Origin of the sequence: Microbacterium esteraromaticum, assembly GCF_016907315.1 — a bacterium.
In the GTDB taxonomy this organism is placed as follows: Bacteria; Actinomycetota; Actinomycetes; order Actinomycetales; family Microbacteriaceae; genus Microbacterium; species Microbacterium esteraromaticum.
In genome coordinates this window covers 2,891,348-2,907,778 of the sequence record NZ_JAFBBS010000001.1, presented here as the reverse complement: position 1 = coordinate 2,907,778, position 16,431 = coordinate 2,891,348, and the positions used below count along the sequence as shown (strand labels likewise).

Genomic DNA, 16,431 nt, shown 5'->3' with positions numbered 1-16,431 from the left:
CGCCGTCAGGGACGCACGACGATCGGCTTCTGCGTCGCGGGCGGCGACCAGAGCGGCCACCCCGCGATCGCCCCATCCCCGAGCAGTCCCACCGCGGCGTGCACAGCCCCCTCTGTGCGGAGTCGATGACCGCCGGCGCGCAGAGAGACCGTCTCGACGCCGTCAGCGGGCAGCTCGATGGTCTGCCCGCTGGGCCCCTCGAGAGTCACTGACACAGGATCGAAGCCTGTGTTCCGGAGGTACAGGGTGGCGGCAGCGCCCGCCGGCACCGTGAACGGCACGGTGCCGCTCAGCTGCGGAGCCGGAAGCATCCAGCTGAAGTCCTCGCGGCCCTCCGCTCGCACGGCCTGGCGAGCGGCTGCGACGATGGGCGCCGTCGCATCGATCTCGACGTCCTGAGCCCCGGCGGGAATACCGGTCAGCGAGATCTCCGCCGGGACGCCCGAGGTCAGCTCCACGGTGTACTCGTCCGAACCCGCAGCGCCGGCAGCGCCTCGCACTCGGACTGTCGCGGTGGCGTCGTCGGCCGGAGCGAGTATGCGAAGCAGGATGCCCGTGGAATCGTCGCCCTCGGTGATCGGCTGCGACTGCACGCCGAGCAGCCTCAGGCTCTCCTGAGCGCCGCCGGTGCCGTCCTGCACGTCGATGCCGACCGCGTCGAGGGTTCGCACATGCGCCGATTGCATCGCCGCGCGCACCGGGGCGCCGGAGGCGATCACCTCGATGACCGGGCGGGGCTCGGACCCCGCGACCGACGCGAGAGACAGCGTCATCTGGGTTTTCGGCTGCACGATCCTCACCGTGCTCGCCTTCTGCGACCCGTAGACGTTGAGATCGACGGTCGCGGGCACGTCGGCGGGGTTGGACAGCACGATCACGTCTGAGGAGCCGGTGGATCCGTCACCGCCCACCAGCCAGGAGCGCATGGTCGCCTCGCGACAGGGGGCGGCAGCGAAGCCGCGCAGGTCCTCGTCGTCGAGGGTGAGCGACTCGGAGGCCGAGATCAGCGGGGCCGTACGGTCTGAGACGGCGCCCGTGATGCTCTGCGCCCCCTCGCCGCCGAGCACATCCGGCATCTGCAGCGGTGCCGTGCTGGTCTGATGGTCGCCGGCATCGAGACGGAGACGCGGCACACCAGCCGATACCAGCAGATCCGCCCTGCTGGAATCGCGTCCGAGAGCCCGGAACGAGCCGTTGCACACGATCGTGGAGTCACCGGGCATGGGGGTCACCGTCGTGGACGCGGGAGTGCTCTGCAGCACGGGCCAGGGCGCGGCGACGGACGCTGCAACACCGAGCACGCAGGCCGTCGCGACGGCCGCTCCGGTGGCTATCCGCGCTCCGGTGGCGGCGAGATGGATGGTGCGCTGCTTCATCGGCTCTCCTTCTCAGCGACCGGCTGCCCCGGATCAGCGGGCGCGTCAGGGTCGTCGGTGTCCCCCGCGGGTTCCGCCGGCACGGCGGCGGCGTCACGCTGTTCCAGATCGGCGGACGCTGCCGATCCGCGTTCCGTGCGGACAGCGAGGTTCTCACTCCGGCGTCGGGGAAGAACAAGCGGCTCATCAGCCGCTCGTCCCACGACCCGTGAGCGCGCGCGAGCCTCACGGCGGGAGGCTCTGGTCGGGATCGCGAGCAGCAGAGCCGCCAGGATCACCACCAGCTGCGCGAGTCCGACCAGGCGCCCCACCGTGCTCTGCACCTCGGAGGGCTGGACGCGCGTGCCGACGGCGGTGTCGATCTGCCAGAGCATCCCGTTCGGCGTCTCGCCCGCCTTGACGAATCCCGCTCGCTGGTCGATCGCGGTGATCGCAGCGTCGACCATGCTGCGAGCCTGGTCGCTCTGTCCGGGGCGGGAGGTGAGCAGCACGAAGCCGATGCCCCGGTCTCCCAGCGCCGCGGCGGCATCGAAGTCCCGCGCAGACAGCAGATCGACGGCGTCAGTCGCGATGTCGTCGCCCTGCACCCGTGTCGCCGTGCTGAGCAGCGTCGTCTGCGCGCTCAGTGTGGAGCTCGGGCCCCATACGAGCTGAGTACCCAGGGATCCGTCGTCGAGCGGGGTCATGACGAGCGTGCCGCTCTCGACGTCGTCGACCGCATGCGCCGCGACGAGTGCGGGCAGAGTGCTGGTCGCACCGTTGCGGATCTGCGCCTCGCCCAGATTCACGGCCAGCAGTCCGGGGACCGCGCAGGCGGCGACGGCGATGCCTGCGATGAGTGCGGCCGCCGAGCGCAGGGCCGTCATGGCCACCACGGTGTCGAGCGTGACGAGAGCCGCCCCCACTGCGCCGAGCCAGGCGAGGCTCAGGCCGGTGCCGGGCCAGATCGCCACGGCTTCGCCGTGCACGAACGACACGGTCACACCAACCGCGAGCATCGCCGCGACGAGACCGGTGACGGTGGTGAAGAGAAGCGCGAATCCCGCTCGCCAGCGCGGAGAGAGCGCCGACACGAGCGCGAGAAGCCCGAGCGGCGCGAGCAGCAGCGCCGCGAACGGGGCGAGGCTGTCGCCGACCAGCCAGTCCCAGCCGCCGAATCCAGGGGCGGGGAACCCCTGCGCGATGTGCAGTCGTCCCAGAGCATCCGCCGTGGCCTGCGCGAGCGGCTGAACCGCTCCCGGATCGGCGAGAAGCGCCCACGGATCACCGTCACTCACCCGTCGATGGATGAGGGGGGCGAACAGCGCTGCTGCGGGGATGAGCAGCCAGAAGACGCGCACGGCCCCTCGCACCCTTCCGGTGGAGAGCATGAAGACCAGTGTCAGCGACCACAGCAGCACGAGAGCGGGTGCCAGCGACGGCGCGCACGCGAGAGACGCCGCGGCGATGAGCGATGCCGCGCCCGCCGCACCCCAGGAGCGGTGCGCGACCGCTGCCGAGTGGAACAGCCACGGCAGCAGCAGGTGCAGCAGCACAGCCGCGGGACGGCCCTGCACGAGCGCTGCGAGGAAGGTCGGCGCCAGGGCCCACAGCACACCGCCGAGAATGCGCAGGCCCGCCCGGTCGGTGACGCGCGTCGCGGCGAACCATCCGCCGAGCACAGCGAGCGGCAGCGCGCAGAGCCACAGGAGCACGACCGCGAACGACGGCTCACCCGGCCAGAGCGTGCCGAGCACCGCGAGCACGCCGGCGAAGGGATCAGCAGGTCCGACGACCCCGAGCCCGAGGTCGCGAAGGCCCCAGCCCGCGTCCTTCCAGAGGTCGGCGACGTCCTGTCGCATCGGCAGCAGCTCGCCACCGCCGATGCTCGGCCACGCCAGCAGAGGGAAGAACACGGCGATGCCGACGACGAGCGCCGCGAGAGTGGCCCATGCGCCTCCCCCGCTGAAGAAGCGCAGTTCGCTCACCGCACCGCGCTCGCTTCCGTGACCATCGTCGAGCCGATGCCGCAGCTGCCTCGCGCTCACGCGGAGAGGGGCGATGCTCGCCCACGAAGCGGACCGGAAGGACCGGATCGAACGCCGCGAACGCAGGATCGCGCCGACCGAGACCATGCTTGCCAGCGCCGCACCCCATTCGGGGGCGACAGCGCCCGGACGCTTGCCGATGAGATGCACGATCGACCGCCAGAGGGCGAGGGGCAGCAGGCTCAGCCAGTGCAGCGGGACCGCGATCGCGGGGGCATACGCGAGCCGCCGGTGCAGCTGAGCGCGCCTGCTCATCCATGCGCGAGCGGCTTCCCGCTGCGGTGCGGCGGCCACCCCGTCGGGCCGCACGCCGATTCGCGCTCCCGGCACGAGAACCGCTCGGGCGCCGCCGAGCCTGGCGCGCACGCCGAGATCGAGACCCTCGTCGGCGCCGCCGAGTCCGGGATCGGGACGCAGCACCACCGGTGCCGCTCCGCGGATCAGCATGCCCCGCACGTCGGCTCCGAGGGTGTCCTCGTCGGAATCGTGCTGCCCCTGGTCGAGTTCGCCTGCGGCCAGCTCGACCGTCCGGCCGAACCGGCTGATGCTGATGCCCATCGACACGATCTCGCGGTCGTCGTCATGACGAACGAGCTTCGGGGCGGCCAAGGCCGCGGAGGGCGAGCGTTCGAGCGAGCCGGCGAGCAGCTGCAGAGCTCTCGGCTCGGGTACCGAGTCGTGCGTGAGCATCCAGACCGAGGAGCCCGGTGCGATGCGCGGCTGCGCCAGCGCGACAGCCTCCGCGAAGGTCGTGGTCGCCCGCGCCTCGACGATCGCCTCGACGCTGTGGCCGATCCCGTCGACCGCGCGCACCTGCGCGCCGCTTCCCAGCACGACGACCGTGACGGCATCGGGCGGGGTGGACTGTCTGCGAAGGGCTTCGAGAGTGCGGCCGAGTTGTGCGGCTGCGGGTTCGCCGGTGCGTGCGACGACGATGGCGTGTACTCGGGATGGCATGGCAGAGCCAGCCTAGACAGGCATGCGCGGGGCGCCGGTCATCGGACTCGGCGCGCCCGCGAAGCCGTCAGCTTGCGCGGCGCTTGAGCTTGCGGCGCTCGCGCTCGCTCAGACCGCCCCAGATGCCGAAGCGCTCGTCGTTGTTCAGCGCGTACTCGAGGCACTCGCCCCGTACGTCGCATGACGTGCAGATGCGCTTGGCATCTCGCGTCGAGCCGCCCTTCTCGGGGAAGAACGCCTCGGGGTCGGTCTGCGCGCAGAGCGCGTCCGCCTGCCATGCGAGTGCGCCGTCATCCTCGGCGTCTGCTCGGCGTACGCCGGGCACGCCGAGATTCACTGGATCGACGAACCAATTCTCGGGAACGTCTGACCGGTAACCCGTCATCTCGATCTCCCAACCCTGCTCGTGCCCCCCTCGGGCCGTGCACGACTAATTACACCCGTGTCATTCGCCGTGGTCAAGTCGCGGATCGTAAACCCTCAAGGGTGCGTTTAAGGTTCATTGAACCTGCATCGGCGTGTCGCGGCCCTCAGACGACGGCACCCGGCTGTGCGATGAATGCCTCCCCGGTCCCGCGCAGCAGCAGTTCGGGCTCGTCTGCTGTCGCGAACACCGCCCTGCCCACAGCGACGGGGACACCCGCGTCGGACACTCCCGAGACCGTCAGCTCACCGCGCGTGGCGAGCACCATCGTGGGTCCGCTGACCTCAGCTCGGTACTCGCCGTCGACGAGGACACGGCGCAGCGCGAAGTCGCTCACCGGCACGTCATAGGTGGTGACCTCCCCGCTGCTCGGCTGCACGGACACCACGCCCGGGGTGGTGTCGACGATCGCGAGCAGTTCGTCGATGTCGATGTGCTTCGGCGTCAGTCCACCACGAAGCACGTTGTCGCTGGCCGCCATGATCTCGACGCCGAGACCCGACACGTACGCGTGCAGCAGCCCTGCTCGAAGGAAGATCGCCTCGCCGGGGGCCAGCACCACGAAGTTCATCAGCATCGCAACGACCACCCCCGGGTCGTCGGGGCAGCGCTCGGCGATTCCGCGCAGAGCGTGCAGAGCGTCGGCGAACTCCGCCGATTCGGCTGCCCGCAGACCGGCGATGATCTCCGCCACCTCGTCGGCGGCGTCGCCAGACAGCAGCCAGCCGATCGTGGCACGCAGCGCCGTCGCCTCGTCACCCGCGCCGAGGCGCTCGCTCACCTCGCGCGCGCCGTCCGAGTCGGGAAGGGATGCCAGGAGCCGCTGGGTCTCTGCTATCGGGCGGAGCCCCGCAAGCGCCTCGAAGCGGTCGCTCAGCGCGACGATGAGCTCGGGCTTGTGATTCGCGTCGCGGTAGTTGCGCGCAGGGTCACCGGCATCCATCCCGGTCTCCCGGGCGAACCCCTCGCGAGCCTGCTCACGAGTCGGGTGCACCTGGATCGAGAGCGGGTCGGCGGCGGCGAGCAGCTTGAGGAGGTACGGCAGCGATCCGCCGGTGACGGCGTCGAGGGTGCCGCCCGTGCTGACGTCGGCGGGATCGCCGGGGTGGTCTCCGAACCACACCTCCGCTTCGGGGGATGCCGAGGGTGCGCGCCCTTCGAGCGCAGCCAGCAGAGTGGTCGAGCCCCAGGCGTAGTCACGGGGGTCATTCGCGATCGAGAGAAGCATGATCCCAGCGTAGGTCGAGACAGGTACGACGCCGCTTCGGCGCGATAGCCTGAACCCGATGGCCGTGTACACCAAGCATCCAGTCGCCGCTCTTCCTGCGGCGCCGCCGCGGGAGACGACCGCGCACCTGATGGTGCGCGCATACAGCGTGCTCTCGCTGTTCTGCATCTTCGCTCACACCGCCGTCTACAACCTCGTCGGACCCGTCGGCTCGGGCATCCTGCTCACCATCCTCACTGCAGGAGCGCTCGCGATCTGGGTTCCCGCGGTGGTGGCGCAGCGTCCGACCAGATTCCCCTGGCGCCGGCTGCCGTGGGCCGCGCTCGGCTATGCGGCCCTGGCCCTCGTCTCCACTCTGTGGTCCCGCTGGCCCACGGCCACCCTGCTCACCTGGTCGCTTCTCGCGGCCATCACCGTCACGGCCCTGCTCATCGCGACCATGCTCACGTGGCAGGAGATCGCGCGGGCCCTGTCCACCGTGCTGAAGCTCATCCTCGGTCTCTCGCTCGCGATCGAGCTGTGGGTGGCCCTGGTGATCAGGCACCCGCTGCTGCCCAACTTCGTCGACCTCCCCGACGGCAAGGTCGATCCCCACCTCTACTGGGTGCGCGGCAACCTGTTCGACGGCGGACGGATCCAGGGGGTGGTCGGCAACGCCCACACCCTCGCAATGATGTGCCTTTTCGCTCTGATCGTCTTCGGCGTGCTCTACGCCACGCAGGTGCGCCGCCGCACCATGCTGATCGTCTGGGCCGCGCTGGCCGTCGTGCTGCTGGTCAAGGCGGCCTCGGCGACGGTGTATCTGAGCATCGCCGTGGTCGTCGCCGTGCTGATCGCGGCGCTGGTCGCCCGTGTCACCCGGCGACGCGGTCTGCTGTACCTCGGTTTCGGAGTCGTGGCGGCCGTGGGCGTGACGGCAGCGGTGCTGCTGCGCGACAGCCTCCTTGCGCTGCTGGGCAAGGGATCCGACCTGACCGGTCGCATCGAGATCTGGCAGGCCGTATGGGATCGGGCGATCACCCGCCCTGTGCTCGGGAACGGCTTCTCGTCACCGTGGGTGCCCTGGGATCCGGCGTTCGACGGATGGATCCTGAACCATGGCCTCAGCGTCTTCCACGCCCATGACATGTGGCTCGACGTCTTCCTGCAGCTCGGCGTGGTGGGAGTGGTCCTGATGGCCGTCGCCTGGCTCGCGCTGACCTGGCGCGCGTGGTTCTTCGCCGTCGACCGTCCTCGCTGGGACCTCGACGCCGAACGGCCCTACTCCCCCCTGTCTCTGCTGCCGGTGCTGCTCGCGGCCGTGCTGCTCGTCGAGGGCCTCGCAGAATCGGCGCCGATCATGCTGTGGGGCTGGCTGCTGCTCATCCTCCTGTCGTTCAAGATGAAGGCGGTGCCTCTGATCGGCGTCGGCGTCGGCGAGCGCACTCCTGTCATCTCGCACGGTCCGCAGTCGCGGCAGGTGCCATGACGCCGCGGCGATACGTCGTCTCGCTGCTCGGCACGGCGTTGTTCGCGCGTGCCTACACCCTCACGGCCCTGACCGCCGCGTTCACCTCGGCGCTCATCGAGCGGATGATGTCGCCGGTCAGCCTCGCCGTGATCATCGGCACCCTCGCGCTTCTCGGTCTCGCGGTGCTCGTCGTGCGCCGGGAGGAGCTGACCCCGCTCCGCTTCGCGCCGACGTCGCTGCTCGGCTTCCTGATGCTCGCCCTGATCAGTGCGCTGTGGTCGTCTGATCGCACCGGGACGATCGCGGGCTGGATCACGCTGCTCGGCTACGCACTGATCGCCATCACGATCGGTCATGTGCGCGACACGCTGCAGACGGTCCGCGCCATCGGCGACACCCTCCGCTGGCTGCTGAGCATCTCGCTCGGTCTCGAGATACTCTCGGGCATCCTGCTCGACACACCGTTCACCGCGCTGGGGATCCAGGGCAACCTCGCCGCCGGCGGCCCGATCCAGGGCGTCTTCGGGACCCGCAACATGCTCGGGTTCATCGCGGTGGTCGCGCTGATCACCTTCGTCATCGAGTGGCGAACTCAGTCGATCGGCCGCGTTGCAGGGATCCTGTCGGTCGCGCTGGGCGGATTCCTCGCCCTCCTCTCGGCATCGCCCTCGGTCGTCGTGCTGGCCGCTGCAGTGGGAGTCGCCACCACCGCGCTGACGATCGTCCGGCACACCTCTGCCCATCGACGCGCAGCCATGCAATGGGTCCTGGGCGGCCTGGTGGTCGGCGGGCTGATCGTCGCGTTCGCGCTGCGGCATCAGATCATCCGCCTTCTGGACGCGGGCTCCGACTTCTCGACCCGCGCGGACCTGTGGAACATGATGCTCGACTTCATCGCCGAGCGGCCCATCACCGGCTATGGCTGGTTCGGCCCCTGGCCTCGCGGCGAATTCCCGTTCACGTACATCAACTTCCAGCTCTCCGACCACCACCAGTCGGCGCTCAACGCCTACTTCGACACTCTGCTGCAGCTCGGCTGGGCCGGCCTTGCGCTCTTCCTCGTACTGGGAGGCGTCGCGATCGTGCGCTCATGGCTCGTGGCCAGCGTGCGTCGTTCGGTCCTCTACGCGTGGACGCCCCTGGTGCTCATGACCCTCGCCGTCGAGTCGATGTTCGAGAGCTTCGCGCTCACGGGGATCGGCTGGCTGCTGCTCGTCCTGTGCGCCCTGCGCGCCGGTCAGACCCGATCGTGGCGAGAGAGCATCGACTCGGCGCAGACCGGTGCCATCCCGACGCTCGGGCCGGAGCACGGACGCAGCTGAGCCGCGAACGGCGGGCCGTCACCGGAGTTCCCAAGGCGCGACCGGTAGGCTTTCCCCTCGTGACCCACGTGCTGCAGAACGTCGTCTTCCCGCTCGACCGCGACCCCGACCTGCTCCCCCTGTACGCGGACCCCGAGACCTGGTCGGTCATCGATGAAGAGCCCGTGCGGGTGTCGAACCGCGCGCACCTGGGCAATATCCTCGGTCGTCACCGCGCGCGCATCGTCTCGGGCCGCCGAGTGTCGCTGGGCACGTACTTCAACGCCTTCCCGGCCTCGTACTGGCAGCACTGGACGGGTGTCCGCGAGGTGCGCCTCACCGTCCAGACCTCGGGACCGGCCACGGTTCTCGTCTACCGTTCGAACGGTCAGGGCGTGCGGCAGCGCATCGACACGCGCGAGGTGACCGGTCACGCGACGACTTCCTTCGACCTGTCGCTCACCGAGTACAGCGACGGCGGCTGGATCTGGTTCGATGTGGTCGCCGATGAGAAGCACGCGGTGCTCGAAGGCGCTCAGTGGACCACCGAGCAGGAGCCGGCGCGTGCCGGCAAGGCGTCACTCGGCATCACCACCTACAACAAGCCCGACTACTGCGTCGAGACGCTGAACGCCCTGGCGGCATCGCCCGATGCACTGGAGTTCGTCGACCGCATTTTCCTCATCGACCAGGGCACTCAGCTCGTGGCCGAGCAGGACGGCTACGACGACGTCGCCGAGCGGCTCGGCGAGACGCTGCAGGTCATCCGTCAGCCCAACCTCGGCGGCTCAGGCGGCTTCGCACGGTCGATGCTCGAGACCCTCCAGCGCCCCGAGAGCGATTTCGTCCAGCTGCTTGACGACGACGTGCGCCTGGAGCCCGAGTCGCTGCGGCGGTCGATCGTCTTCGCCCGCTACGCGACCACCCCTGTGCTCGTCGGCGGGCACATGTTCGACCTGCTCGACCGCCCGAAGCTGCACGGCTGGGCAGAGGTCGTGGACGAGCACCCGTTCATGTGGCGCAACCTGTACCAGGAGAAGATGCCGCACGACTTCGGCGCCGCCAACCTGCGCCAGTCGCCGCTGCTGCACATGCGGATGGATGCCGACTACAACGGCTGGTGGATGTGCCTCATCCCGCTGGACGCGATCCGCGAGGTCGGGCTCTCGCTGCCCGCCTTCATCAAGTGGGACGATGCGGAGTTCTGTCTCAGAGCCGGAGCGGCCGGATTCCCGACCGTCTCGCTTCCCGGTGTCGCACTCTGGCACGTCTCATGGGTGAACAAGGACGATTCGATCGACTGGCAGGCGTATTTCCACGCCCGCAACCGCATCGTCGCCGGGCTGCTCCACTCCAATGCGCCGCAGGGCGGGCGGCTGCTCAAGCACAGCCTCCGCGTCGATCTCAAGCACCTGATGATGATGCAGTACTACCCCGTGGCGCTGCGAGCCCGCGCTCTGCACGATGTGCTGTCGGGACCGGCGCACATGAAGCAGAACCTCGCGACCGCGATGCCTGCTGCGCGCAAGCTCGCAGCGGACTTCCCCGAGACCGTCGTGCACCGCGACCCGAGCCGCGTGCTGCATTCGCGGAAGGGACGGCAGGTCTTCAAGCGGATGAAGCAGCACGAGTTCGACAGTCCGGCCGGTCTGATGCTGCGCTGGTTCACCCTGCGGACCCTGCTCGCGCACTGGCTGCGCACCCCGGACCCCGCCAACAGGATGCAGCCCGAGGTGGAATTCGGCAAGGGAGACGCGCACTGGTGGCGCGTGCCACGGTACGACAGCGTGCTGGTGAGCTCGGCCGACGGTTCGGGCAAGAACGTCTACACTCGCGACCGCGCCCAGTACCGCAGGATGCTGACCGAGAGCATCAGGCTGCATCGAAAGCTCCGACGCAACTGGTCCAAGCTGCAGTCCGAGTACCGCGCCGCCCTCCCGGAGCTCGTGTCCGACGATTCCTGGCGCACCATCTTCGAGGAGCAGGCATGACCGCTGCGGGCTTCGATCCGTCCACCGCGGCGATCGTCATCGTGACCTACAACCGCTCGCACCTGCTGACCGGTCTGCTCACCAGCATCCGCTCGATGGATCCGAAGCCGGGTCGGGTCGTCATCGTCGACAACGCCTCCGCGGACGACACGACGGACGTGGTCGAGTCGTTCCGCGACAGCATCGGCACCGAGATCGTCTACCGACGCCTCGAGACCAACACGGGCGGATCCGGTGGTTTCAGCGAGGGCATGCGCACCGCATACGACCTCGGCTCGGAGTGGATCTGGATGATGGACGACGATGTCGAGGTCATCCCCGACGGCCTGGCGAAGATGGGCCGCTGGTCGCGTCGCTTCAAGAGCATCCAGGGCCGCCGTTACGACTACGACGGCAGCGAGTTCTACTGGCAGTACCGCATCGCCGAGCGCATGGGCATCCCGATCCCGTTCGCGCCGTCGAAGTTCGACTCCTCCGGTTTCAAGCAGATGAACAGCGGCTGCTTCGAGGGCATGTTCATCCACCGCTCCATCGTCGAGCGCATCGGCCTGCCTGACCCGCGATTCTTCATCTACTGGGACGACCAGATGTACGGCTGGCTGGCGTCGCGGCTGACGACGGCAGTGATCGTCGACGAATTCGTGCTTCGCCGCACCCGCGAGATCAAGCAGTGGGATATGGGCATCCGGCACATGAACGCCTCGAGCAACGCCTACCGCTACTACATCATGCGCAACCGTGCATATATCAAGCACTACTACCGGACGCACGACGCGTACAGCCCCGTGCTGTTCGGCTTGGGGACGACCGCCACGTTCGTCAAGGAGCTGATCCGGCTGTTCTTCGTCGAGCGGACCGTGCGTGGCACGAGCAACCTGTTCCGTGGCCTCCGGGACGGCGCGCGGATCAGCCGCGATCGAACCTGGCGTCCGATGCCTGCGCTGGCGAAGCGATGACCGAACCGCAGCCCGAGTACGTCTGGGCCTTTCCCGAAGAGAAACCGCGTCGCTCGCGCATGTGGCTGATGATCGGCCTCGCCGTCGTCGCGATCACCGTGGCGGTCGCTGTCGTCCTCGCCGTCGTGCGCCCGTGGGAGACCGCTGCGGGTCCCTCGTCCACCGAGTCGCCGACACCGTCGGCGTCGGCGCCCTCCTCCCCTTCCGCCTCGCCGACGCCGCTGACGACCCCGACGTCCTCGAGCAGCCCGACGCCCGCCCCGTCTTCGGCGTCGCCTGCACCGACGTCACCACCGGCGCCCTCGGACCCGGCGCTTCCGGTCTTCCGCGATAAGGTGCAGCCTCGGCTCGACGACGCGTCGACCGGCCTGACCTACGCGCAGGATGCCTCAGGTGACGAGGGCGTGCAGATCACCGATCAGCTGCGAGACGACGCCGGCCGGTTGTCGGACGTGGTCGCCCCGAGCTCCATCGCCCGCGAGTGGCGAGCGAGTGTGCAGGAGTACGGTCAGGCTCTTGACGCGTTGCGGGCGGCCTTCGTGCAGGGTGGGTCGACGAGCAGCCAGCTCTCGACCGCGCGCGCGAAGCTCGCGGTTCTGAACGAACTCATCGCCGGCTGAGATTCGCCGGGCGAAGTCCCGCCGCGCAGATCGGCGCGGCGGTCTCACTCATGACGTTCCGTGATCGGCGTTGTAGCGGTCGAGGACGGCCTCGATCGGACCATCCATGGCCAGCTGCCCCTTGTCGAGGTACAGTCCTCGACTGCAGAAGCGACGGAGATCACGCTCGTTGTGGCTGACGAAGAAGAGCGTGCGGCCTTCGGCGAGCAGCTCGTCCATGCGCTTGTAGCACTTGTCACGGAAGGCCTTGTCGCCGACCGCAAGCACCTCGTCGACCAGCAGTATCGGCTCGTCGAGCTGAGACACCACAGAGAAGGCGAGCCGCACCTTCATGCCGTTGGACAGGTGCTTGTACGGCGTCTCCTGGAAGTCCTCGAGTTCGGCGAACGCGATCATCTCGTCGTAGCGGCGGGCGACTTCGGCCTTCGACATGCCATGCAGGCCCGCCGTGAGCCGCACGTTCTCACGGACCGTCAGATCGCCGACGAAACCCCCGGTGAGCTCGATCAGCGGCGCCACCCCGCCGTTCACCCGCACACTGCCCTCGTCCGGCAGCAGCACCCCCGCGACGAGACGAAGAAGGGTGGATTTCCCCTGGCCGTTGCGGCCCACGACGCCGATCGACTCACCGGGCGCGACGTCGAAGGAGACGTCCCGCAGCGCCCAGAACTCCCCGGGCCGAGCGCGCCGGCTCGCACCCGCGAAGATGTCCTTGAAGTTGCGGGTTCCTCGGCGGTTGCGGCGGAACCGCACCCCGAGCCCGTCGACCTGGATCGCAGCGGTCATCACAGTCCCTTCAGGACGGGGCGCTCGAGCTTGCGGAACACCCAGACGCCCACTACGAGGATGATCAGGCTCATCGCGACGCTGATCAGCACGGTGCGCCCGTCCCACATGTCGGGGAAGAAGGCCATCCGGTACAGGGTGAAGATGCCGGCCAGCGGATTGAACGGCGCGAGGTCGCTGAGCACGCCCGGGATGTCCTGTACGGAGTAGATGATCGGGGAGGCGTAGAACAGGGCGCGCATGATGAGCGCGGTTGTTCTCTCCAGATCGGTGTACAGCGCGCAGAGCGGAGCGACGAGCAGGCCCAGGCCTGTGAGCAGGACCGCCTGCAGCGCGATCGCCGCGGGCAGCCACAGGATGCCCCACCCCACATGGGCGACGTTGTCGCCCTCACCCCAGATCCGCGTGCCGACGACGAAGACGATCAGCACCGGCATCGAGAAGAGGAACTCGATCCCCTTGGAGAGCACCGGGCGCATCACCCAGATCGACCGCGGAATCGCGGTCGACCGTACGAGGCGGGCGTCCTTCTTGAACGCCCGGGTGAAATCGGTCACGGCGGTCTGGAACCACACCCACGGGAGCAGGGCCGCGATCAGGAACACGATGTAGGGCTGAGCCCCGATCGATCCGCGATGGAAGATCACCGTGAACACGAACCAGTAGATGGCGCTCATCACCAGTGGGTCGAGGATCGACCACAGGTATCCGAGCGCGCTGGTGGAGTAGCGGACCTTCAGATCACGGGCGGACAGCAGCCACAGCGAGTGGAGGTAGCGCCGGGGAGTCCCCGCCGCTCCCACCGTCGTCGCCACGTCAGACGCTCTCGCCCGAGAGCTCGTTGCGCCACATCGACAGCGCGGAGCCGATGGCCATGTGCATGTCGAGGTACTGGTACGTGCCGAGGCGACCGCCGAAGTGCACGTCGGACTCGCCCTTCGCGAGCTCGCGGTACGCGAGCAGACCGTCGCGGTCGGCGGCGGTGTTGACCGGGTAGTACGGCTCGTCGCCGCGGCTCGCGAACCGCGAGAACTCGCGCATGATCACCGTCTTGTCGGAGTTGAACACCTCGCGACGCTCGGGGTGGAAGTGCTTGAACTCGTGGATGCGGGTGAACGGCACGTCGAGGTCGGGGTAGTTCATGACGCTGGTGCCCTGGAAATCGGAGATGTCGAGCACCTCCTGCTCGAAGTCGAGCGTGCGCCAGCTGAGCTCTCCTTCGGCATAGTCGAAGTAGCGATCGACGGGACCGGTGTACACCACAGGGAGCTGACCGACGGTGGCCCGCTTGTTCAGCGGCTGGGTCTCATCGAAGTAGTCGACGCCGAGCTTGACCTCGATGTTCGGGTGGTCGGCCATGCGCTCGAGCCACGCGGTGTATCCGTCAGTCGGCAGACCTTCCCACGTGTCGTTGAAGTAGCGGTTGTCGTAGGTGTACCGCACGGGGAGACGGCTGATGATATCGCCCGAGAGCTTCTGCGGGTCGGTCTGCCACTGCTTGGCCGTGTAGTCGCGGAAGAACGCCTCGAACAGCGGCCGCCCGACGAGGGCGATGCCCTTCTCTTCGAAGTTCTGGGCCGTCTTCACATCGAATTCGCCTGCCTGCTCCTTGACGAGCGCACGCGCTTCGGCGGGCGAATAGGCGGCGCTGAAGAACTGGTTGATCGTGCCGAGGTTGACCGGCATCGGGTACACGACGCTGTTGTGGTTCGTGTACACCCTGTGCACGTAATCGGTGAAGGTCGTGAAGCGGTTGACGTACTCCCACACCGTGGCGTTCGAGGTGTGGAAGAGGTGCGCGCCGTAACGATGGACCTCGATGCCCGTCTCGGGCTCCGCCTCGCTGTAGGCATTGCCGCCGATGTGTGCACGACGGTCGATGACGGTGACTTTACGGCCGGCTTCTGCGGCACGCTCAGCGATGGTGAGGCCGAAGAAACCCGACCCTACGACGAGAAGATCCATGCGTCAATCGTAGCCGGGCGACCAGCGAAGACCGTTCAGGGACGCGAGCCAGCGGTGCCGACGACGATCCGCGGCGTACCTGCCCACAGGGCGGCATCTGTGGCGTTTCGGCCGTCGACGAGGAGCTTGATGCCCGGGATCTGTGAGGGAGCGATGGTCTTGTAGTCGGCGTGGTCCGTCTGCAGGATGGCGAGCTCGGCCGCGTCTCCGATCGTGAACGGCTCGAAGCCGAGCGCACGCAGCTCGTCGTCGCTGTACAGCGGGTCGTGCACGAACACCTCTGCCCCGCGCTGCGCGAGAGCGGCGACCGTCGGGAAGACCCCGGAGAAGGCGGTCTCTTTCACTCCCCCACGGTAGGCGGCGCCCAGAACAACAGCGCGGCGTCCCGTCAGGTCGCCCAGCATGTCGGCCGCCTGTGCGACGAGGCGCTCGGGCATCGAGGCGTTGAACAGCCGCGCGACGCGCACGATGTCGGCATCCGGGTCGGTCGACAGGTACAGGCGCGGGTAGACGGGGATGCAGTGTCCGCCCACCGCGATGCCAGGGCGGTGGATGTGGCTGTAGGGCTGCGAGTTGCAGGCCTCGATCACCTTGTAGACGTCGATCCCGTGGTTGGCGGCGAAGACGCCGAACTGGTTCGCGAGGCCGATGTTCACGTCGCGGTAAGTGGTCTCCGCGAGCTTGGCCATCTCGGACGCCTCAGTGGACCCGAGGTCCCAGACGCCGTTCGGGCGGGGAAGGTCGGGGCGCTCGTCGAACTGCAGCACAGCCTCGTAGAACTCCCGGGCGCGGCGGTTGCCCTCGTCGGAGAGCGCGCCGATGAGCTTGGGATACTTGCGCAGGTCTTCGAAGACCCGGCCCGTCAGCACCCGCTCGGGCGAATAGGCGACGTGGAAGTCCACGCCCTCGGTCAGCCCGGATCCCTCTTCCAGCATCGGCTTCCAGCGCGTGCGAGTGGTGCCGACGGGAAGCGTGGTCTCGTACGACACCAGGGTGCCCGGCGTGAGGTGCTCGGCGAGCGATCGGGTCGCGGCATCCATGTACTTGAAGTCGGGCTCCCAGGTCTCGTCGTTGACGAAGACCGGAGCGACCAGGACGACAGCATCCGCTCCGGGGATGGCCTCGGCGTAGTCGGTGGTCGCGCGCAGGCGGCCGGCCGGGATCAGCTCGGAGAGCTTCTCCTGCAGGTGCGCCTCGCCGGGGAACGGCTCGATGCCGGCGTTGATCGTGTCTACGGCCTTCTGATTGACGTCGACGCCGATCACGTCGTGACCGGAGGAGGCGAACTGGACGGCGAGGGGAAGCCCGATCTTTCCGAGGGCCACGACGGCGATACGCATGGGGTCCAGT

General features: G+C 68.4%; 13 protein-coding genes. 5 read left to right on the top strand and 8 right to left on the bottom strand.

Features of this window, described 5'->3' with window-relative positions; translation table 11 throughout:
• Window positions 1-5 precede the first annotated feature (5 nt).
• From JOE67_RS13785 to manA, 4 genes are all read right to left on the bottom strand, one after another.
• Complete coding sequence (locus tag JOE67_RS13785; protein ID WP_204976095.1) at window positions 6-1,376, bottom strand: DUF5719 family protein; 1,371 nt, start codon at window positions 1,374-1,376, stop codon at window positions 6-8.
• A complete protein-coding gene (locus JOE67_RS13780) occupies window positions 1,373-4,360 on the bottom strand; it encodes a glycosyltransferase (RefSeq protein ID WP_204976094.1) in 2,988 nt (995 codons plus the stop codon). The genes JOE67_RS13785 and JOE67_RS13780 overlap by 4 nt, the downstream gene beginning before the upstream one ends.
• Window positions 4,361-4,427: 67 nt before the next feature.
• On the bottom strand, window positions 4,428-4,745 hold the full coding sequence (locus JOE67_RS13775; RefSeq protein ID WP_204976093.1) for a WhiB family transcriptional regulator: 318 nt from the start codon (window positions 4,743-4,745) through the stop codon (window positions 4,428-4,430).
• 145 nt (window positions 4,746-4,890) lie between these two features.
• Window positions 4,891-6,012 carry a mannose-6-phosphate isomerase, class I gene (manA, locus tag JOE67_RS13770; protein ID WP_204976092.1) on the bottom strand — a complete coding sequence of 374 codons (1,122 nt, stop codon included), beginning with the start codon at window positions 6,010-6,012 and terminating at the stop codon, window positions 4,891-4,893.
• A 58-nt stretch (window positions 6,013-6,070) separates the two neighbouring features.
• Between manA and JOE67_RS13765 the strand changes: the two genes are divergently transcribed.
• The 5 genes from JOE67_RS13765 to JOE67_RS13745 are packed head-to-tail and all read left to right on the top strand — an operon-like array spanning window position 6,071 to window position 12,330.
• Window positions 6,071-7,480, top strand: a complete 1,410-nt coding sequence (locus JOE67_RS13765) for an O-antigen ligase family protein (protein WP_204976091.1) — start codon at window positions 6,071-6,073, stop codon at window positions 7,478-7,480.
• Window positions 7,477-8,784 carry an O-antigen ligase family protein gene (locus JOE67_RS13760; protein ID WP_204976090.1) on the top strand — a complete coding sequence of 436 codons (1,308 nt, stop codon included), beginning with the start codon at window positions 7,477-7,479 and terminating at the stop codon, window positions 8,782-8,784. Before JOE67_RS13765 ends, JOE67_RS13760 begins: the two co-directional genes overlap by 4 nt.
• A 59-nt stretch (window positions 8,785-8,843) precedes the next feature.
• Window positions 8,844-10,754 (top strand): glycosyltransferase, encoded by a 1,911-nt coding sequence (locus tag JOE67_RS13755; protein ID WP_204976089.1) that lies wholly within the window; start codon window positions 8,844-8,846, stop codon window positions 10,752-10,754.
• A complete protein-coding gene (locus JOE67_RS13750) occupies window positions 10,751-11,710 on the top strand; it encodes a glycosyltransferase family 2 protein (protein WP_204976088.1) in 960 nt (319 codons plus the stop codon). Before JOE67_RS13755 ends, JOE67_RS13750 begins: the two co-directional genes overlap by 4 nt.
• A complete protein-coding gene (locus tag JOE67_RS13745; protein WP_204976087.1) occupies window positions 11,707-12,330 on the top strand; it encodes an APA family fibronectin-binding glycoprotein in 624 nt (207 codons plus the stop codon). The genes JOE67_RS13750 and JOE67_RS13745 overlap by 4 nt, the downstream gene beginning before the upstream one ends.
• Before the next feature lie 48 nt (window positions 12,331-12,378).
• Here the strand turns inward: JOE67_RS13745 and JOE67_RS13740 are convergent, their stop codons facing one another.
• The 4 genes from JOE67_RS13740 to JOE67_RS13725 are packed head-to-tail and all read right to left on the bottom strand — an operon-like array spanning window position 12,379 to window position 16,421.
• Entirely contained in the window at window positions 12,379-13,116 is a 738-nt protein-coding gene (locus JOE67_RS13740) for an ABC transporter ATP-binding protein (RefSeq protein WP_204976086.1), read from the bottom strand.
• Window positions 13,116-13,931 carry an ABC transporter permease gene (locus tag JOE67_RS13735; RefSeq protein WP_204976085.1) on the bottom strand — a complete coding sequence of 272 codons (816 nt, stop codon included), beginning with the start codon at window positions 13,929-13,931 and terminating at the stop codon, window positions 13,116-13,118. Before JOE67_RS13735 ends, JOE67_RS13740 begins: the two co-directional genes overlap by 1 nt.
• A gap of 1 nt (window position 13,932) precedes the next feature.
• Entirely contained in the window at window positions 13,933-15,081 is a 1,149-nt protein-coding gene (gene glf, locus JOE67_RS13730; RefSeq protein ID WP_204976084.1) for a UDP-galactopyranose mutase, read from the bottom strand.
• A gap of 35 nt (window positions 15,082-15,116) precedes the next feature.
• A complete protein-coding gene (locus tag JOE67_RS13725) occupies window positions 15,117-16,421 on the bottom strand; it encodes a nucleotide sugar dehydrogenase (RefSeq protein ID WP_204976083.1) in 1,305 nt (434 codons plus the stop codon).
• Window positions 16,422-16,431: the final 10 nt, after the last annotated feature.